Raw genomic sequence first — 19,609 nt, forward strand, 5'->3', positions numbered from 1 at the left:
CGCAGGAAGCCCGGACTAATAAGATGGCATTGAAATCCCCCGCGTTTCGTAAAAAATTTCCGTTGTTGGTAACCGGCAGTCTGCTGGCTATGCAACCTCTGGCCAGTTCATTCGTTGTTGCCGCCGAGCAGTATGACTGCGCCGTGTCGGCAACGGGTGGCTGGGCCTGCTCGCCGAAGACGCCGGCCGCTGCCTTGCCGCCGCGTCCCGTGCACGACGGCAGTGCCGTCAGCGCCGCTGGCGAAGCTCCGGCCCAGAACGGCTCCACCGCGGAGTCCGGGCCCAAGCCGGTACTGGTTACCGAGTCCAAGGGCCGCGGCCTGAAATCCCGTAGCGAAGACTACAGTCACCTCGACTGGGTTCCGCGCGAGAAGCTCACCGCCGCCCAACTGGCCGAGACCGGTCCTTACTGCTCTGGTTCCTATATCGAACCGATTCGTCCTGGCATGAATGACAAGACGAATAAAAGTGACGCCCCGACCTTCATCGGCGCCAAGGCATCGCGTTATCAGCAGGATTCGCAGGTCGCGAGTCTGGCCGGTGACGTGGTCATGCGTCAGGGCAGCATGCAGGTCGAAGCCGATGAGGCCAACCTGTATCAGGCCGAAAGCCGTGGCGAACTGGCGGGCAACGTGCGCATTCGCGACAACGGCGCGCTGATCGTCGGCGACCACGCCGATGTGCAGCTCGACACTGGTGAAGCCAAGGTCGACAACGCCGAATACGTGATGCACAAATCGCGCATCCGCGGTAACGCGCTGTACGCCAAGCGTGCCGAAAACGCGATCATTCGTCTGAAGGACGGCACGTACACCACGTGCGAACCGAACAGCAACGCCTGGCAGCTCAAGGGCAACAACATCACCCTGAACCCTGCCACCGGTTTCGGTACCGCGACCAACGTGACGCTGCGGGTCAAGGACATTCCGGTCCTGTACACCCCGTACATCTACTTCCCGATCGACGATCGTCGTCAGTCGGGTTTCCTGCCGCCGACCATCGGCACCGGCAGCGACACCGGCTTCATGCTGGTCACCCCGTACTACTTCAACCTGGCACCGAACTACGATGCCACGTTGTATCCACGTTACATGGCTAAACGCGGCCTGTTGATGGAAGGCGAATTCCGCTACCTCACCAAGTCCAGCGAAGGTCAGTTCGGTGCGGCGTACCTCAACGACGAGGACGACGAGCGCAAGGGCCAGACCGACTACGACAAGACCCGCTACATGTACAACTGGCAACACAAGGGTGGTCTCGACTCCCGCGTGCTCACCCAGGTGGATTACACCAAGATCAGCGATCCGTACTACTTCCAGGATTTGCAGACCGATCAGATTGGTGTGAAGAGCGACGACTACGTGAATCAGCAGGGCTCGGTCACCTATCGTGGCGACAGTTACATCGCCCGTTTGAATGCCCAGGCGTACCAGCTGGCGACCGTATCGAACATCACGCCATATGACCGTCTGCCGCAGATCACCTTCAATGGTCAGCTGCCCTATCATCCGGAAGGCCTGAATTTCGACTACGAGACCGAGATCGTTCGTTTTGACCGTGATCTGAAAAACGGCAACTTTACCAACGAAGACGGCACTGTCGAGCCACGCCTCGATAACAACGTATTCGGGCTCGCTCGCGCCAATGGTGACCGTCTGAACCTGAAACCAGGTGTCAGCCTGCCGATGAGCACGACCTATGGCTACCTGACTCCGTCGCTCAAATATCAGTACACCCAGTATCAACTGGATCTGGACGGCACCGGCAAATCGCAAATTGCCGCCCAGACAGCAGAGCAGAACAAACTCAACGGCACCTTCGACAGCAACCAGAGTCGCGGCGTGCCGATCGCCAGCGTTGACGGTGGTCTGTACTTTGACCGCAACACGTCCTTCTTTGGCAAGAACTACCGCCAGACGCTTGAGCCGCGCATGTTCTATCTCTATGTGCCGAAGGTGGATCAGGAAGACATTCCGGTATTCGACACCAGCGAATACACCTTCAACTATGCGTCGCTGTTCCGTGACAACCGTTTCTCCGGTTCCGACCGTGTTGGCGACGAGAACAAGCTGTCGCTGGGCGTGACCAGCCGCTGGATCGAAGACGACGGGTTCGAGCGTCAACGCATCAGCGTCGGCCAGGCTCTGTACTTCAAGGATCGCGAAGTCCAACTGCCAGGCATCGCGTTCAACGACCGCGACGACGCCAAGGCCAATGTTTCGCCTTACGCGCTGGAATACGAATACCGCTGGAACCGCGACTGGCGCACCACGGCCGACTACAACTGGGATCCGGACAGCCGCAGCCCGCGTTCGGGTAGCGCGATGTTCCACTACCAGCCTGAAGACAACCCGAACAAGGTGGTCAACGTCGGCTATCGCTATCGCAACGACCAGGTCCGTTACGACCAGAACACCGGTAAATGGTCGGTGGGTGGCGGTGACTACGGTACCCCGGGCCAGCCTGGCTACGTGAAGGACTACTACAAGATCCAGCAGCATGACTTCTCGGTCATCTGGCCGATCGTTCCGCAGTGGAGCGCGATCAGCCGCTGGCAGTACGACTACAACCGCAATCGCACGCTGGAAGCCTTCGGTGGTTTCGAATATGACAACTGCTGCTGGAAACTGCGCCTGATCAACCGTTACTGGGTCAGCTATGACGAATTCAGTCAGAACGCCCCGGAAAACGAAAAAGGCGACCACGGCGTCTTCCTCCAAATTGTTCTGAAGGGACTCGGCGGCCTCACTGGCGCCAAGGTAGAGAGCTTCCTCGACAAAGGCATCCAAGGTTATCGTCAACGTGAAGACCAAGCTTTCTGATTGTCTGCGCCCGCTGATGCTGGGCGCGCTGTTCCTGGGTACCGCGGCCAACGCCGCGGTGCAGTCCATCGATAAGGTTGTGGCCATCGTCGACAACGACGTGGTCATGCAGAGCCAGCTGGATCAACGCGTCCACGAAGTTCAGCAAACCATCGCCAAGCGTGGCGGCGGTCTGCCGCCTCCGGGCGTGCTGGATCAACAGGTGCTCGAGCGCCTGATCGTTGAAAATCTGCAACTGCAGATCGGCGAACGTTCCGGCATCCGCATCACCGATGAAGAACTGAACCAGGCGGTTGGCACCATTGCCCAGCGCAACAACATGACCCCGGAGCAGTTCCGCATCGCCCTGTCTCGCGATGGTCTGTCTTACAACGACGCTCGCGAGCAGATCCGTCGTGAAATGATCATCAGCCGTGTGCGTCAGCGCCGCGTGGCCGAGCGCATTCAGGTCTCGGAACAGGAAGTGAAGAACTTCCTCGCCTCCGACCTGGGCAAGATGCAACTGTCAGAAGAGCTGCACCTGGCCAACATCCTGATCCCGACCCCGGAAAGCGCCAACTCCGAAGCGATTCAGAGTGCTGCACGCAAGGCGATGGACGTTTACCAGCAGCTCAAGCAAGGCGCTGACTTCGGCCAGATGGCCGTGGCCAACTCCGCCAGTGACAACGCTCTGGAAGGCGGCGATATGGGCTGGCGTAAAGCCGCTCAACTGCCACCGCCGTTCGACCGTGAGTTGAGCCGCATGGCTATCGGCGACATCACTCAACCGGCACGCACCCCAGGTGGTTTCATCATCCTGAAGCTGCTGGAAAAACGTGGTGGCGAAAGCCAGATGCGCGACGAAGTGCATGTGCGCCATATTCTGGTCAAGCCAAGTCCGGTTCGCGACGAAGCCAAGACCAAGGAACTGGCTCAGTCGCTCTATAACCGCATCGAAGCCGGTGAAGATTTTGCCGAACTGGCCAAGAAGTACTCGGAAGACCCGGGTTCTACCCTCAACGGCGGCGACCTGAACTGGATCGACCCGAACGCACTGGTACCGGAATTCCGCGCCGTGATGGCCAAGTCCCAGCAGGGTCAGCTGTCCAAGCCGTTCCAGACCCAGTACGGCTGGCACGTTCTGGAAGTCCTTGGCCGTCGCGCCACCGACAGCACCGAACAGGCCCGTGAGCAGCAAGCGATGACCGTACTGCGTAACCGCAAATACGACGAAGAGCTGCAAACCTGGCTGCGTCAGATCCGTGACGAAGCGTACGTAGAGATCAAACTCCCTGGTGCAGACCAGGCAGCGCAGTGAAACCCAAGCGTTTCGCGCTGACACCCGGCGAACCGGCCGGCATCGGTCCCGACCTGTGCCTGCTGCTCGCCTCGCAAGCCCAGCCACACCCCCTGATTGCCATCACCAGCCGCGACCTGCTCCAAGAGCGGGCCGCGCAGCTGGGGTTGGCCGTCAGTTTGCTGGACGTTGCGCCTGACCACTGGCCGGACGCTCCGGCGCCCGCCAACAGCCTGTATGTCTGGGACACCCCACTCAGCGCCCCGGTGGTCGCCGGGCAACTGGACAAGGCCAACGCCGCATTCGTCCTCGAAACCCTGACCCGCGCCGGCAATGGCTGCCTGAACGGTGATTTCGCCGGGATGATCACCGCCCCGGTTCACAAGGGCGTGATCAACGAATCGGGTATCGCGTTTTCCGGTCACACCGAATTTCTCGCCGACCTGACCCACACCGCCCAAGTGGTGATGATGCTCGCCACCCGCGGTTTGCGCGTGGCGCTGGTCACCACTCACCTGCCCTTGCGCGCCATCGCCGATGCGATCACGCCGGAGCGGCTGGAACGGGTCACGCGGATTCTGCACGCCGACCTGCAACAAAAATTCGGCATCGCCCAACCGCGCATCCTGGTCTGCGGGCTCAATCCGCACGCCGGTGAAGGCGGACACCTGGGCCATGAAGAAATCGACATCATCGAACCCACATTGGAGCGCCTGCGCGGCGAGGGCATGGACCTTCGTGGCCCGCTGCCTGCCGACACTCTGTTTACCCCCAAATATCTGGAGCACTGCGACGCGGTGCTGGCGATGTACCACGACCAGGGCCTGCCCGTGCTGAAGTACAAAGGCTTCGGCGCTGCGGTCAACGTGACCCTGGGCCTGCCGATCATCCGCACGTCGGTCGACCATGGCACCGCCCTGGATCTGGCCGGCAGCGGCAGGATCGACACCGGCAGCCTGCAAGTCGCCCTGGAAACCGCCTACCAGATGGCCGAGACCCGTTTATGACCGAGCAATACCAACACAAGGCGCGCAAACGCTTTGGCCAAAACTTCCTGCATGATGCCGGCGTCATCGACCGCATCCTGCGCTCCATCAGTGCCAAGGCCGGCGACCGCATGCTGGAGATCGGCCCGGGCCAGGGCGCATTGACTGCCGGCATCCTCAACTCCGGCGCACAGCTGGACGTAGTGGAGCTGGACAAGGACCTGATCCCGATCCTCAACCAGCAGTTCGCCGGCAAGAGCAATTTCAACCTGCATCAGGGCGATGCGCTGAAGTTCGACTTCAACAGCCTGAACGCTGCGCCGAACAGCCTGCGCGTGGTCGGTAACCTGCCGTACAACATCTCCACGCCGCTGATTTTCCACCTGCTGAACAACGCCGGCATTATTCGCGACATGCACTTCATGCTGCAGAAGGAAGTGGTCGAGCGTCTGGCCGCAGGTCCGGGTGGTGGTGACTGGGGTCGGTTGTCGATCATGGTTCAGTACCATTGCCGCGTAGAGCATCTGTTCAACGTGGGGCCGGGCGCATTCAACCCGCCACCGAAAGTCGACTCGGCCATCGTTCGCCTGGTGCCGCACGCGGTTCTGCCGCACCCGGCCAAGGATCATCGCCTGCTCGAACGCGTGGTTCGCGAAGCTTTCAACCAGCGCCGCAAAACCCTGCGCAACACCCTCAAACAACTGCTCAGCAACGCTGAAATCGAAGCCGCCGGCGTTGATGGCAGTCTGCGTCCCGAGCAACTGGATCTGGCGGCATTCGTACGTCTGGCCGACCAGCTCGCGGTACAGATCCCGGCAACCCCCGCCGCCGACTGACAGCCGTGAACGCTATCGGGCAGGACGCCACTCTGGTTTACTGCCCGATACTTGCCTAGACTGATTCCCCATCAGCTACCCCTCGCGTTCCGCTTCGTTTAAGGCCCTTTTGCATGTCCGATCCTCGTTATCAGGTCGATGTCAGCGTCGTTACCCACTATCTGGCAGACCAATCGCAACCCGAGCACGACCGCTTCGCCTTCGCCTACACCATCACCGTGCAGAATAATGGCGAGCAGCCCGCACGCCTGATGTCGCGTCACTGGGTGATCACTGACGGCGACGGCCATGTCGAAGAAGTCCGCGGCGCCGGTGTCGTCGGCCAGCAACCACTGATCGATTCAGGCAAAAGCCACACGTACAGCAGCGGCACGGTCATGACCACCAAGGTCGGCACCATGCAAGGCACTTACGAAATGGTTGCCAGCGACGGCAAACATTTCGACGCAATCATCAAGCCCTTCCGCCTCGCCGTCCCCGGAGCCCTGCACTGATGGCGACGTATGCCGTGGGGGACTTGCAAGGCTGCCTCGAACCGCTGAAATGCCTGCTCAAGCAGGTTGCGTTCGATCCGTCGATCGATCGGCTGTGGCTGGTCGGCGACCTGGTCAACCGTGGCCCGCAATCGCTGGAAACCCTGCGTTTTCTATATGGCATGCGCGAATCGCTGGTTTGCGTGCTGGGCAATCACGACCTGCACCTGCTGGCGGCCGCTAAAAAGATCGAGCGCCTGAAAAAGTCCGACACCCTGCGCGAGATTATCGAAGCCCCCGACGGCCCGGTGCTGATGGAGTGGTTGCGTCAGCAAAAGCTGATGCACTACGACGAAGTGCGTGATGTCGCCATGGCCCACGCCGGCATCCCGCCGCAATGGTCGCTGCGGCGCGCTCTGAAGTGCGCCGCCGAGGTCGAAACCGCCCTGCGCGACGACAATCTGTTTCCCGCCTACCTCGACGGCATGTACGGCAACGAACCGGCGAAGTGGGACAACGATCTCAAAGGCGTCACCCGCCTGCGAGTCATCACCAACTATTTCACGCGCATGCGCTTCTGCACCGCCGAAGGCAAGCTTGACCTCAAGAGCAAGGAAGGCCTCGACACCGCGCCACCGGGATATAAGCCCTGGTTCCAGCACAAGGATCGGAAGACCAAAGGTCTGCGGATCATCTTCGGTCACTGGGCGGCGCTGGAAGGCAATGTCCATGAGCCAGGCATCTGCGCACTGGACACCGGTTGTGTCTGGGGCGGCAGTCTGACCCTGATGAACGTCGACAGCGGCGAACGCCTGTCATGCAAATGCGATGAGCATGGTGGCCTTGCCCCAACCGTCGCACCACTTATCCCCGAAACTTCGCCAGTCAGCGTCCCGCGTTAGACTGCGCTTTCAGCCGAGCAACAGGAACCCGCCATGAGCGAATTCAAACGTATTCCCCCGGAGCAGGCCCAGGCCCTGCGCGAGCAAGGTGCAGTCGTGGTCGACGTCCGCGACCCGGCGACCTTCGCCGCCCTGCACATCAGTGGCTCGAAACATCTGGATAATCATTCCCTGCATGCTTTCATCCAGGGCGCCGACCTCGATGCTCCGACCGTCGTGGTCTGCTACCACGGCAACTCGAGCCAGGGTGCCGCGGCCTACCTCGTGAGCCAGGGCTTCTCCGACGTCTACAGCATGGACGGCGGCTTCGAACTGTGGCGTACGACTTTTCCTTCGGAAACCGCGCAAGGCAGCTCCGAATAATTTTTTTGTAACGCGCAGGCCCCGGCTCCCGTGGGCCCGCGGCGGCAGACGAACGGTCTTGCCACAACTAATTACGTATCTCGCCTTTACCTCCCGAATTCCCAACTATCCTTAAGCCCAGGCCATCCAAAACAGGGGAGAGCCGGTACACCGGCGCACGGGTCATCGGGAGTGACTTTCAAGGTTGTCGACCGCGAAAGTGTTCTGGGGGGTAAACAATCAGCTGCCACAGCGGCTGCTTGCCAGCATCGACTGAGTGATCCGGCGTCGGCTCCACGTATCGAGCGAGGTGACGTCATGAGTATCTTTAGCCACTTCCAACAACGCTTCGAGTCCACACGCCAGGAAGAATTCTCCCTGCAGGAGTACCTGGAACTGTGCAAAAAGGATCGCAGTGCCTACGTTTCCGCCGCCGAGCGTCTGTTAATGGCCATCGGCGAACCGGAACTGCTCGACACCTCGACCAACTCGAGGCTGTCACGAATCTTTTCCAACAAGGTGATCCGCCGCTATCCGGCCTTTGAAGACTTCCACGGGATGGAAGAATGCATCGACCAGATCGTGTCGTATTTCCGCCATGCCGCTCAGGGCCTGGAAGAGAAGAAACAGATCCTTTATCTGCTCGGCCCTGTCGGCGGCGGTAAATCGTCTTTGGCCGAGAAGCTGAAACAACTGATGGAAAAAGTGCCCTTCTACGCGATCAAGGGCTCGCCGGTATTCGAATCGCCTTTGGGTCTGTTCAACGCCACCGAAGATGGCGCGATCCTCGAGGAAGACTTCGGCATTCCACGGCGCTACCTGAACACCATCATGTCGCCATGGGCCACCAAGCGCCTGGCCGAATTCGGCGGCGACATCAGCCAGTTCCGCGTGGTCAAGCTGTACCCATCGATCCTCAACCAGATCGCCGTGGCCAAGACCGAGCCGGGTGACGAAAACAACCAGGACATCTCCGCGCTGGTGGGCAAGGTCGATATCCGCAAACTCGAAGAATTCCCGCAGAACGACGCCGACGCCTACAGCTACTCAGGTGCGCTGTGCCGGGCCAACCAGGGCCTGATGGAATTCGTCGAGATGTTCAAGGCACCGATCAAGGTGCTGCACCCGTTACTGACCGCCACTCAGGAAGGCAACTACAACAGTACCGAAGGCCTGGGCGCAATTCCGTTCACCGGGATCCTGCTGGCCCACTCCAACGAGTCGGAGTGGCACACCTTCCGCAACAACAAGAACAACGAAGCCTTCATCGACCGGATCTACATCGTCAAGGTGCCGTACTGCCTGCGGGTCAGCGACGAAGTGAAGATCTACGACAAGCTGTTGTTCAACAGCTCCTTGTCCAAGGCCCATTGCGCGCCGGACACCCTGAAGATGCTGGCGCAGTTCACTGTGCTGTCACGCCTGAAGGAGCCGGAAAACTCCAACATCTATTCGAAGATGCGCGTGTATGACGGCGAAAACCTCAAGGACACCGATCCGAAGGCCAAGTCGATTCAGGAATACCGCGATGCGGCGGGCGTCGACGAAGGCATGAATGGTCTGTCGACCCGGTTCGCGTTCAAGATTCTGTCCAAGGTCTTCAACTTCGATCCGCACGAAATCGCCGCCAACCCGGTACACCTGCTCTATGTGCTGGAACAGCAGATCGAACAGGAACAGTTCCAGGCCGAAACCCGCGAGCGCTACCTGCGCTACCTGAAAGAATACCTGGCGCCGCGTTATATCGAATTCATCGGCAAGGAGATCCAAACCGCCTACCTCGAGTCTTACAGCGAATACGGCCAGAACATCTTCGACCGCTACGTGCTGTATGCGGACTTCTGGATTCAGGATCAGGAGTACCGAGATCCGGAAACCGGCGAGATCCTCAACCGCGTCGCCCTCAACGAGGAGCTGGAAAAAATCGAGAAACCGGCCGGCATCAGCAATCCGAAGGATTTCCGCAACGAAATCGTCAACTTCGTGTTGCGCGCCCGGGCCAACAACAACGGCAAGAACCCGACCTGGCTCAGCTACGAAAAACTGCGGGTGGTCATCGAGAAGAAAATGTTCTCGAACACCGAGGACCTGCTGCCAGTCATCAGCTTCAACGCCAAGGCCAGCAAAGAGGATCAACAGAAACACAACGACTTCGTTACACGAATGGTCGAACGCGGCTACACCGACAAACAGGTACGACTGCTCTCCGAGTGGTATCTGCGGGTCCGGAAATCGCAGTAAAGCAGCTGCAAGCTACAAGCTTCGAGCTGCAAGTAAAAAAGCGCATGAGCCTGATGCCAGGGCATATGCCTGCACTTGCGGCTCGCAGCTCACTACTTGAAGCTGCCCGGAGGGCCTCCTATGAGCTATGTGATCGACCGACGTCTCAATGGCAAGAACAAGAGCACGGTGAACCGTCAGCGCTTCCTGCGGCGTTACCGTGACCACATCAAGAAGGCTGTCGAAGAGGCGGTCAGCCGGCGTTCCATTACCGATATGGAACACGGTGAGCAGATCAGCATTCCCGGTCGCGATATCGACGAGCCGGTGCTTCACCATGGTCGCGGCGGCAAGCAGACCGTGGTCCATCCCGGCAACAAGGAGTTCACCGCCGGCGAACATATTGCCCGTCCGCCGGGAGGCGGAGGTGGCCGTGGGCCAGGCAAGGCCGGCAACTCCGGCGAAGGCATGGACGAGTTCGTCTTCCAGATCACCCAGGAAGAATTCCTCGAATTCATGTTCGAGGACCTCGAACTGCCCAACCTGGTCAAGCGCAACCTGACCGGCACCGACACCTTCAAGACCGTACGTGCGGGGATCAGCAACGAGGGCAACCCGTCGCGGATCAACATCATCCGTACCCTGCGTTCGGCTCATGCACGGCGCATTGCGTTGTCGGGCAGCAGCCGCGCCAAACTGCGCGAAGTCAAAGAAGAGCTGGCGCGACTGAAACGCGAAGAACCGGATAACTTCGGGGATATTCAGGATCTCGAGGCGGAAATCGAGAAACTCAGTGCGCGCATCCATCGGGTGCCGTTCCTCGATACCTTCGACCTCAAGTACAACCTGCTGATCAAGCAGCCGAACCCCAGCTCGAAGGCCGTGATGTTCTGCCTGATGGACGTTTCCGGCTCCATGACCCAGGCGACCAAGGACATCGCCAAGCGCTTCTTCATCCTGTTGTACCTGTTCCTCAAGCGGAACTACGACAAGATCGACGTGGTGTTCATCCGCCACCACACCAGCGCCCGGGAAGTGGACGAAGAAGAGTTTTTCTATTCCCGGGAAACCGGCGGCACCATCGTTTCCAGTGCACTCAAGCTGATGCAGGAGATCATGGCCGAGCGCTACCCAAGCAACGAATGGAACATCTACGCCGCCCAGGCTTCCGACGGCGACAACTGGAACGACGACTCGCCGATTTGCCGCGACATCCTGATCAACCAGATCATGCCGTTCGTGCAGTACTACACTTACGTGGAGATCACCCCGCGCGAACATCAGGCCTTGTGGTACGAGTACGAGCGCATCGCCGAAGCCTTTTCCGACACTTTTGCCCAGCAACAACTGGTCTCGGCCGGGGATATCTATCCGGTCTTCCGTGAACTCTTCCAGCGCAGGTTAGTGACATGACCGCCAAAGAGCAGAAGCGCCAACCCATTTCCACCGGCTCGGAATGGACATTCGAGCTGATCCAGACGTACGACCGTGAAATCGCCCGTATCGCGGCCCGGTATGCCCTGGATACCTATCCCAACCAGATCGAAGTGATCACCGCCGAACAGATGATGGACGCGTATGCGTCGGTCGGCATGCCGCTTGGCTATCACCATTGGTCCTACGGCAAGCACTTTCTCAGTACCGAAAAATCCTACAGTCGTGGGCAGATGGGGCTGGCGTACGAGATCGTGATCAACTCGGACCCGTGTATCGCCTACCTGATGGAGGAAAACACCATCTGCATGCAGGCGCTGGTGGTCGCGCATGCCTGCTACGGCCACAACAGCTTCTTCAAGGGCAACTATCTGTTCCGAACCTGGACCGACGCCAGTTCGATTATCGATTACCTGGTGTTCGCCAAGCAGTACATCATGCAGTGCGAAGAGCGCCACGGCATCGATGCGGTGGAGGATCTGCTCGACTCCTGCCATGCCCTGATGAACTACGGCGTCGACCGCTACAAGCGTCCGTATCCGATTTCCGCGGAGGAAGAGCGGCGCCGGCAGAAGGATCGCGAGGAGCACTTGCAGAAACAGATCAACGACCTGTGGCGCACCATCCCCAAAGGCGCAGACAAGTACAGCGACAAGGACAACGCGCGCTTCCCGGCCGAACCGCAGGAAAACATCCTGTATTTCATCGAGAAACACGCCCCGCTGCTGGAACCCTGGCAGCGCGAGATCGTGCGGATCGTGCGCAAGATCGCCCAGTATTTCTATCCACAGCGCCAGACCCAGGTGATGAACGAAGGCTGGGCGACGTTCTGGCACTACACGCTGATGAACGACCTGTACGACGAAGGCCTGGTGACCGACGGCTTCATGATGGAGTTCCTGACGTCCCACACCAGCGTGGTGTTCCAGCCGGGGTTCGACAGCCCGTATTACAACGGCATCAACCCGTATGCCCTGGGCTTTGCGATGTATCGCGACATCCGGCGCATGTGCGAAGAGCCCACGGAAGAAGACCGCCGCTGGTTCCCGGAAATCGCCGGCAGCGATTGGTTGTCGACCATCAAGTTCGCCATGAGCAGCTTCAAGGACGAGAGTTTCATCCTGCAGTACCTGTCACCCAAGGTGATCCGCGACCTGAAGCTGTTCAGCATCCTCGATGACGACCAGAAGGACGATCTGCTGGTACCGGCGATCCATGACGAGGGCGGTTACCGGATCATCCGCGAAACGCTCGCCGCGCAATACAACCTGGGTAACCGCGAGCCGAACGTGCAGATCTACAGCATCGATCGCCGCGGCGACCGCTCGCTGACCCTGCGCCACCAGCAACACGACCGCAAACCGCTGGGCGATTCCACCGAAGAGGTCCTCAAACACCTGCACCGGCTATGGGGTTTCGACATTCATCTGGAAACCCTGCAGGGCGACCAGATCATGAAAACCCATCACGTTCCGCCCCGCAGCGAACACAGCGAGGGGGATTACGGTCGACTCGACCTCGCCGTCATTCATCTTTGATCCCGTTCAGGCCTCCGAAAGTCCGGCGCAAGGGTTATCCTGTCGGGCCAACGGAGGTTTTTTATGCAGATTTACAAGGTCGGCGGTGCGGTACGTGATCGCCTGCTGGGCAAACCGGTCACCGATATCGATTGGGTGGTGGTCGGCGCGACCACGGAAGAAATGCTTGCCAAGGGATATCGCCCGGTCGGTGCGGATTTCCCGGTGTTTCTTCACCCGAAAAGCGGCGAGGAGTACGCCCTCGCCCGCACCGAGCGCAAGAGCGGTCGCGGTTATGGTGGCTTCACCTTTCACGCCAGCCCCGAGGTCACGCTGGAAGAAGACCTGATCCGCCGTGACCTGACAATCAATGCCATGGCCGAAGACGATCAGCAAAACCTGACCGATCCCTACCACGGTCAGCGTGATCTTGAAGAGCGGATCCTGCGCCACGTTTCCCCCGCGTTTGCCGAAGATCCGCTCAGGGTTCTGCGTGTTGCGCGCTTTGCTGCCCGCTACGCAGAGCTGGGTTTCAAGGTAGCGCCCGAAACTTTGGAGTTGATGCGTCAGCTCAGCGAATCAGGTGAACTGGAAGCCCTTACGGCCGAACGCAGCTGGAAGGAGATTTCCCGCGCACTGATGGAAGATCAGCCCCAGGTGTTCATTCAGGTGTTGCGCGATTGCGGCGCCTTGAAGGTGCTGATGCCAGAGGTCGATGCCTTGTTCGGCGTGCCGCAACCGGAAGCCCATCATCCGGAAATCGACAGCGGTATTCACACCCTGAGCGTGCTTGAGCAGTCAGCCCTGCACAAGCAGCCGCTGACCGTGCGCTGGGCCTGCCTGCTGCACGACCTCGGCAAAGGCCTGACGCCAGAAGCGGAATGGCCACGACACATCGCCCATGAGCACAAAGGCCTGACGTTGATCAAAGCGGTCAACGAACGCTTCAAGGCGCCGAAGGACTGTCAGGAGTTGGCCTTGCTGGTCGGCCAATATCACACCCACGGGCATCGCGCCCTGGAGTTGAAAGCGTCGACTTTGCTTGAGTTGCTGCAAAGCTTTGACGTTTACCGTCGACCACAGCGTTTCGAAGAATTCATCGTCGCGTGCGAGATGGATGCCCGAGGCCGCAAAGGGCTTGAGCAGCGCAGTTATCCACAGGCGGATTACCTGCGCGGTGCGGCCAATGTGGCGCGCGGCGTGGCAGTGCAGCCGTTGCTGGAGAAGGGATTCAAAGGCCCGGAACTGGGCGAGGCACTCAAGCGCGAACGGCTCAAGGCGCTGAAGGTTTACAAGGAATCGGCGGCGTCCTGAAAACATTTGATCCGCCCTCGCCAGGGCGGATCAAACCGTTCAAGCCAGACCTGAAGGCGTGAGCTGAGTACCGCGCCACTCGAATCCGACCGGTGCCAGCACCTGATCGATCTGCGCTTCGGCCCACAACGTGGCAAAGCTTTTTCCTACACCGGGATGTACCCGATCCGGCGCAATCAAAGACAGCGGCCACAGCACAAAGGCATTTTTCAGGATTTCCGCCCGGGGCAGGATCAGCCCGTCGAAGTTGCCGGCCAGATCGCCGTACAGCAACACGTCGATATCCAGCGGCAAGCCCTTGCGATCCGGCGCATAGCGACCGTTGTCCGCTTCAATGAATTTCAAGCGGCGATCCAGCTCGATCAACGGCAGATCCGTAAAAGCCGACACCACGAAGTTGAAGAACGGCCCGCTCTTGATTCCCACCGGCTGGCTTTCGAACACAGGCGAACAGCGGATATCCACCAGAAACGTGGACAAGGCATCCAGACCGGCCTGCAAATGGGTTTCGCGCTCGATATTGCTACCGAGCCCGAGATAGACCTGGGTCAGCGACATCCGCGCTCGATCTCCACACCCACGCCACCCTTGGCGGCCGGTACGGCACCTGGCTTGGTCAGCTTCAGGCGCACCCAGGTGATCTTGAATTCACTCATCAGCACTTCAACCAGACGTTCGGCGAACGTCTCGACCAGTTGATACCGGGATTGCTCGGCAAAGGCCTGGATCCGCGTGGATACACTGGCGTAATCGAGCGCCAGGGTCAGGTCGTCACCGGCGGCGGCCGGCCGATTGTCCCAGGCGAAGCTCAGATCAAGACGCAGGCACTGTCGGATGCCGCGCTCCCAGTCGTAGGCACCGATCACGGTGTCGACTTCCAGGCCCTCGATAAACACTCTGTCCAAGCACTTTTCTCCGCTGCACGACAAGGGCGCAATGCGCCGTTAGAATCAGGGCGTCCTCGCCCGGAATAGTTAGCATGTTTTGGTTACTGGCGATCCTCGCCTACCTGCTCGGCTCTCTGTCCTTCGCCATTTTGCTCAGCCGCCTGACCGGAAATCCGGATCCGCGAATGAGTGGCTCGGGTAATGCCGGCGCCACCAACATGCTGCGCCTGGCCGGACGCAAACTCGCGATCCTGACCCTGCTGGGTGATCTGTGCAAAGGCCTGCTGCCGGTGCTGATCGCCTCGGCTATGGGCCTTTCGCTGCAGGATCAAGCGTGGATCGGCGTCTGCGCCGTGATCGGTCACCTGTTCCCGTTGTACTTTCGCTTTCGCGGTGGCAAGGGCGTCGCCACGGCGGCCGGCATGCTGCTGGGGCTGTATCCACCCGCCGCGCTGCTGGCCGTGTGCGCCTGGCTGCTGACGTTCTACCTGACCCGCACCAGCTCGCTGGCGGCGCTGATCGCCACTCCGCTGACCCTGCCGTTGCTGGCCTGGCAGGAACCGGCGGCGCTGTTGCCGATGAGCACGCTGACACTGCTGATCGTCTGGCGCCACCGGGGCAATCTACGCGACCTGTTCGCCGGGCGCGAACGGCATTTTTAAATACCGCACGTGAGCGCCGCTCATCACAGCGCCGACAACTGCTCCATCGGCCAGCGCGCCTGCACGCTGATCGCCAGACTCTCCTGCTGACCGGCCTGCAAACGCTGGCAGCCGGCAAACGCAATCATCGCGCCGTTATCGGTGCAAAACTCGGGACGGGCATAGAACACATCGCCCTTCATGTCGCCGAGCATCTTCTCCAGCGAAACACGCAGCGCCTTGTTGGCACTGACGCCGCCGGCGATCACCAGACGTTTCATGCCGGCCTGCTTGAGGGCACGCTTGCACTTGATGGTCAAAGTCTCCACCACGGCCTGCTGGAACGCCAGCGCGATGTCGCAACGGGCTTGCTCGCTGTCGTCCCCGGCGCTGACGCACTGCTGCCAGGTGTTGAGGGCGAAGGTCTTCAGGCCGCTGAAGCTGAAATCCAGGCCCGGGCGATCACACATCGGACGCGGGAAGGTGAAACGTCCTGCGACGCCCTTCTCTGCCAGCTTGGCGATTTCCGGTCCGCCCGGATAATTCAGGCCCATCATTTTTGCAGTCTTGTCGAAAGCTTCGCCCGCGGCATCGTCCAGCGTCTCGCCGAGCAGGCTGTATTGGCCGATGCCATCGACCTGAACCAGCTGCGTATGACCACCGGACACCAACAAAGCGACGAACGGAAATTCCGGCGGTTTTGGCTCCAGCATCGGCGCCAGCAGATGGCCTTCCATGTGATGCACGCCAAGGGCCGGAATGCCCCAGGCAAAGGCCAGCGCCTGGGCGCACGAAGCCCCCACCAGCAGCGCACCGACCAGGCCGGGACCCGCGGTGTAGGCGATGGCGTCGATCTCGGTTGGTACGCAGTCCGCCTCGGCCAGCACCTGACGAATCAGGGGCAGCATGCGCTTGACGTGATCGCGCGAGGCCAGCTCCGGCACCACGCCACCATAGACACGGTGCAGGTCGATCTGACTGAACAGCGCATCGGCCAGCAGGCCGCGTTCACTGTCGTACAAAGCGACGCCGGTTTCGTCGCAGGAAGTTTCTAATCCCAGTACTAGCATGGGTTTGCGCCTTGTTTAGGCTGAATTCGAAGGCGCGCATAATAGTCGCCGCGTGATGCCCCGACCAGCGGTTTTCGATCAGAGGCTTTGCATTCCGAGCGATGAGGGGTTAACATCCGCAACCCTTAAAAACCGACGTCTTCAAGTGCTCTTTTGCCGCGAGGATGTTGACCCCGGTAATGAATGAAGGTAGCTCTGGATGCCAGCCGTCAAAGTTAAAGAGAACGAACCCTTCGACGTAGCTCTGCGTCGTTTCAAGCGCTCCTGCGAAAAAGCCGGTGTACTGGCTGAAGTTCGTAGCCGCGAATTTTACGAGAAGCCAACTTCTGAGCGTAAGCGCAAGGCAGCTGCTGCTGTTAAGCGTCACGCCAAGAAAGTTCAGCGCGAACAGCGCCGCGCCGTTCGTCTGTACTAATACACAGACGATCGTAGCAAGCTTCTGCCAAGCCCGGCCCTCAGCCGGGCTAATGGCATTTGCGTAAAACGCTTGATGCTTCACCGTCGAAGCCGCAGATGCGACCGAGACAAACCCGCTTCACCGCGTCAGGCCTGGCTCTTTTGCCAGCGGTGCACGTCTTTTCTGACGAGCCTTTCAAGGCTACTGACGAGCACACCCACTGATTCCTCTTACGACGATCAGCCCAAGGCACCAGCTTGCGTGCCCGCTTCATGAGCTATCCGAGGCCGATTACCAGCCGTCAGCGGATTCAGCGCAACATTTTCGAATAGTCGAAGACTGATGAGCACTAACGTCAGTGGATTTTCGGCAGATACACTTCCCGACAGCGATTACGCAAACGACACCGGTCGAGCCGCCCAACGTGCGCGCATCACTCATTGACCCGCGTCCGGCCGCCTTTCGCATCGGACCCATTACAGCGCAGACGAGAACGCCATGGCCGGGCTGATTCCCCAGAGCTTCATTGACGACCTTCTGAACCGCACCGACATCGTCGACGTGGTCAGCTCGCGCGTGCAATTGAAGAAGGCCGGCAAAAACTACACCGCCTGCTGCCCGTTCCATAAAGAGAAAACCCCGTCGTTCAGCGTCAGTCCCGATAAGCAGTTCTATTACTGCTTCGGCTGCGGCGCCGGCGGCAACGCCCTCGGCTTTCTCATGGATCACGACAACCTGGACTTCCCCCAGGCTGTCGAAGATCTGGCCAAAGCCGCCGGCATGGAAGTCCCACGCGAAGAAGGCGGTCGCTCGAACAAACCGCGCCAGCCGACCGACTCACCGCTGTACCCGCTGCTCACAGCCGCCGCCGACTTTTATCGACAGGCGCTCAAAAGCCATCCGGCACGCAAGGCTGCAGTGGACTACCTCAAGGGTCGCGGCCTGACCGGCGAAATCGCCCGGGACTTCGGCCTCGGATTCGCACCGCCGGGATGGGACAACCTGTTCAAACACTTGAGCAGCGACACCTTGCAGCAGAAAGCCATGATCGATGCCGGCCTGCTGATCGAAAACGCCGAAACCGGCAAACGCTACGACCGCTTTCGCGATCGCGTGATGTTCCCGATCCGCGACACCCGTGGACGGATCATCGCTTTCGGTGGACGAGTGCTCGGTGACGACAAGCCGAAATACCTGAACTCGCCGGAAACCCCCGTGTTCCATAAAGGCCAGGAACTCTACGGCCTCTACGAAGCACGCAAGAACAATCGCAACCTCGACGAAATCATCGTCGTCGAGGGCTATATGGACGTCATCGCCCTGGCCCAACAAGGCCTGCGCAATGCCGTCGCGACATTGGGCACCGCCACCAGCGAAGAACACCTCAAGCGCCTGTTTCGCGTCGTGCCGAACGTACTGTTTTGCTTTGATGGCGACCAGGCTGGCCGCAATGCCGCCTGGCGCGCACTGGAAGCCACACTGCCCTGCCTGCAGGACGGTCGCCGTGCACGCTTTCTGTTTCTGCCTGAAGGCGAAGACCCGGATACGTTGATTCGCGCCGAGGGCACTGACGCCTTCCGCGCCCGGATCAATCAGCATGCACAGCCGCTGGCGGACTACTTCTTCCAGCAACTGACCGAAGAAGCCGACCCGCGCTCACTGGAGGGCAAGGCCCACATGGCCACGCTCGCAGCACCGCTGATCGACAAGGTCCCTGGCGCCAACCTGCGCATCCTGATGCGTCAGCGCCTGAGCGAGATCACCGGCCTGAGCAGTGAAAGCGTCAGCCAGCTGGCCCAGAGCGCGCCACAGGAAGCACCGCCCGCCTACGACCCGGGCATCGACTATGACGCCATGCCGGACTACAGCGACTACCATCAGCCGCAGGCACAAGAGATGTATGTGCCGCAGCAGGAATGGACGCCGAAGAAACCCGGTGCCGGCGGCAAGAAATGGGACAAGAAACCGTGGGACAAGAATGGCAAGCGTGGCGGCGATCGCGACCAGCCCCGTGCCCCGCGCGTGCCGGCCGCCGTCGAACCACCGACCCTTGCCGCACTGAGAACCTTGCTGCATCACCCGCAACTGGCGGAGAAAGTCGAGGACGCCGGGCACTTCGCGGACGAGAACCAGACCAACGCACAACTGCTGGTGGCACTGCTCGAAGCCGTACAGAAGAATCCCAAGCTAAACTCATTTCAGTTGATCGCGCGATGGCACGGAACCGAACAGGGCCGCTTGCTCAAGGCGCTGGCGGAAAAGGAATGGCTGATTGACGGAGACAACCTTGAACAACAGTTTTTCGACACCATTACTAGCTTGTCAGCCCGCCAACGCGAGCGAAATCTGGAACAACTGCTCAGGAAAGCGCGTCAAAGCGAACTGAGCGCCGAAGAGAAAAATCAACTGCGCGACCTTTTAAGTCGCAATGTTTCCGCATCAAACCCGACCTCAACTGGCGCGTGAGGTCATAGCTCAGGTATAATCCTCGG

At 60.0% G+C, this 19,609-nt stretch carries 17 protein-coding genes; 14 read left to right on the forward strand and 3 right to left on the reverse strand.

Annotated features, from left to right (window positions below; genetic code table 11):
• Window positions 1-23: 23 nt before the first annotated feature.
• From ACEN93_RS13995 to ACEN93_RS14045, 11 genes are all read left to right on the forward strand, one after another.
• Entirely contained in the window at window positions 24-2,822 is a 2,799-nt protein-coding gene (locus tag ACEN93_RS13995; protein WP_039768085.1) for an LPS-assembly protein LptD, read from the forward strand.
• Window positions 2,803-4,119, forward strand: coding sequence for a peptidylprolyl isomerase (locus ACEN93_RS14000; protein WP_495611513.1), 1,317 nt, complete (start codon window positions 2,803-2,805; stop codon window positions 4,117-4,119). Before ACEN93_RS13995 ends, ACEN93_RS14000 begins: the two co-directional genes overlap by 20 nt.
• Window positions 4,116-5,105 (forward strand): 4-hydroxythreonine-4-phosphate dehydrogenase PdxA, encoded by a 990-nt coding sequence (gene pdxA / locus ACEN93_RS14005; RefSeq protein WP_039768083.1) that lies wholly within the window; start codon window positions 4,116-4,118, stop codon window positions 5,103-5,105. Before ACEN93_RS14000 ends, pdxA begins: the two co-directional genes overlap by 4 nt.
• Window positions 5,102-5,920: a 16S rRNA (adenine(1518)-N(6)/adenine(1519)-N(6))-dimethyltransferase RsmA gene (rsmA, locus tag ACEN93_RS14010; RefSeq protein WP_039768082.1), complete on the forward strand. Its 819-nt coding sequence runs from the start codon at window positions 5,102-5,104 to the stop codon at window positions 5,918-5,920. The genes pdxA and rsmA overlap by 4 nt, the downstream gene beginning before the upstream one ends.
• Window positions 5,921-6,033: 113 nt before the next feature.
• Window positions 6,034-6,414: a Co2+/Mg2+ efflux facilitator ApaG/CorD gene (apaG, locus tag ACEN93_RS14015; protein WP_039768081.1), complete on the forward strand. Its 381-nt coding sequence runs from the start codon at window positions 6,034-6,036 to the stop codon at window positions 6,412-6,414.
• Window positions 6,414-7,295, forward strand: coding sequence for a symmetrical bis(5'-nucleosyl)-tetraphosphatase (locus tag ACEN93_RS14020; protein ID WP_074692226.1), 882 nt, complete (start codon window positions 6,414-6,416; stop codon window positions 7,293-7,295). The genes apaG and ACEN93_RS14020 overlap by 1 nt, the downstream gene beginning before the upstream one ends.
• Window positions 7,296-7,328: 33 nt before the next feature.
• The gene (gene glpE, locus ACEN93_RS14025; RefSeq protein ID WP_039768079.1) at window positions 7,329-7,658 is read left to right on the forward strand and encodes a thiosulfate sulfurtransferase GlpE; all 330 of its coding nucleotides are present in this window, start codon (window positions 7,329-7,331) and stop codon (window positions 7,656-7,658) included.
• A gap of 297 nt (window positions 7,659-7,955) precedes the next feature.
• Entirely contained in the window at window positions 7,956-9,878 is a 1,923-nt protein-coding gene (locus ACEN93_RS14030) for a PrkA family serine protein kinase (protein ID WP_064599839.1), read from the forward strand.
• Between the two features lie 120 nt (window positions 9,879-9,998).
• Window positions 9,999-11,270, forward strand: coding sequence for a YeaH/YhbH family protein (locus tag ACEN93_RS14035; RefSeq protein ID WP_007959907.1), 1,272 nt, complete (start codon window positions 9,999-10,001; stop codon window positions 11,268-11,270).
• Window positions 11,267-12,829, forward strand: coding sequence for a SpoVR family protein (locus ACEN93_RS14040; protein ID WP_039768077.1), 1,563 nt, complete (start codon window positions 11,267-11,269; stop codon window positions 12,827-12,829). The genes ACEN93_RS14035 and ACEN93_RS14040 overlap by 4 nt, the downstream gene beginning before the upstream one ends.
• A 63-nt stretch (window positions 12,830-12,892) precedes the next feature.
• Window positions 12,893-14,122, forward strand: coding sequence for a multifunctional CCA addition/repair protein (locus tag ACEN93_RS14045; RefSeq protein WP_039768076.1), 1,230 nt, complete (start codon window positions 12,893-12,895; stop codon window positions 14,120-14,122).
• Between the two features lie 39 nt (window positions 14,123-14,161).
• On the opposite strand, the gene folK is transcribed toward ACEN93_RS14045, so the two are convergent.
• On the reverse strand, window positions 14,162-14,680 hold the full coding sequence (gene folK / locus ACEN93_RS14050) for a 2-amino-4-hydroxy-6-hydroxymethyldihydropteridine diphosphokinase (protein WP_495611514.1): 519 nt from the start codon (window positions 14,678-14,680) through the stop codon (window positions 14,162-14,164).
• Window positions 14,671-15,027, reverse strand: a complete 357-nt coding sequence (folB, locus tag ACEN93_RS14055; protein WP_064380331.1) for a dihydroneopterin aldolase — start codon at window positions 15,025-15,027, stop codon at window positions 14,671-14,673. The genes folK and folB overlap by 10 nt, the downstream gene beginning before the upstream one ends.
• A gap of 74 nt (window positions 15,028-15,101) precedes the next feature.
• Here folB and plsY point away from each other — a divergent pair, with 74 nt between their 5' ends.
• On the forward strand, window positions 15,102-15,671 hold the full coding sequence (plsY, locus tag ACEN93_RS14060) for a glycerol-3-phosphate 1-O-acyltransferase PlsY (RefSeq protein ID WP_007959895.1): 570 nt from the start codon (window positions 15,102-15,104) through the stop codon (window positions 15,669-15,671).
• A 23-nt stretch (window positions 15,672-15,694) separates the two neighbouring features.
• On the opposite strand, the gene tsaD is transcribed toward plsY, so the two are convergent.
• Entirely contained in the window at window positions 15,695-16,720 is a 1,026-nt protein-coding gene (gene tsaD / locus ACEN93_RS14065; RefSeq protein ID WP_039768071.1) for a tRNA (adenosine(37)-N6)-threonylcarbamoyltransferase complex transferase subunit TsaD, read from the reverse strand.
• Between the two features lie 199 nt (window positions 16,721-16,919).
• Between tsaD and rpsU the strand changes: the two genes are divergently transcribed.
• On the forward strand, window positions 16,920-17,135 hold the full coding sequence (gene rpsU / locus ACEN93_RS14070; protein WP_002551877.1) for a 30S ribosomal protein S21: 216 nt from the start codon (window positions 16,920-16,922) through the stop codon (window positions 17,133-17,135).
• 480 nt (window positions 17,136-17,615) lie between these two features.
• The gene (gene dnaG / locus ACEN93_RS14075) at window positions 17,616-19,583 is read left to right on the forward strand and encodes a DNA primase (RefSeq protein ID WP_039768069.1); all 1,968 of its coding nucleotides are present in this window, start codon (window positions 17,616-17,618) and stop codon (window positions 19,581-19,583) included.
• Window positions 19,584-19,609 lie beyond the last annotated feature (26 nt).

This window comes from Pseudomonas sp. Pseusp21, from assembly GCF_059492145.1.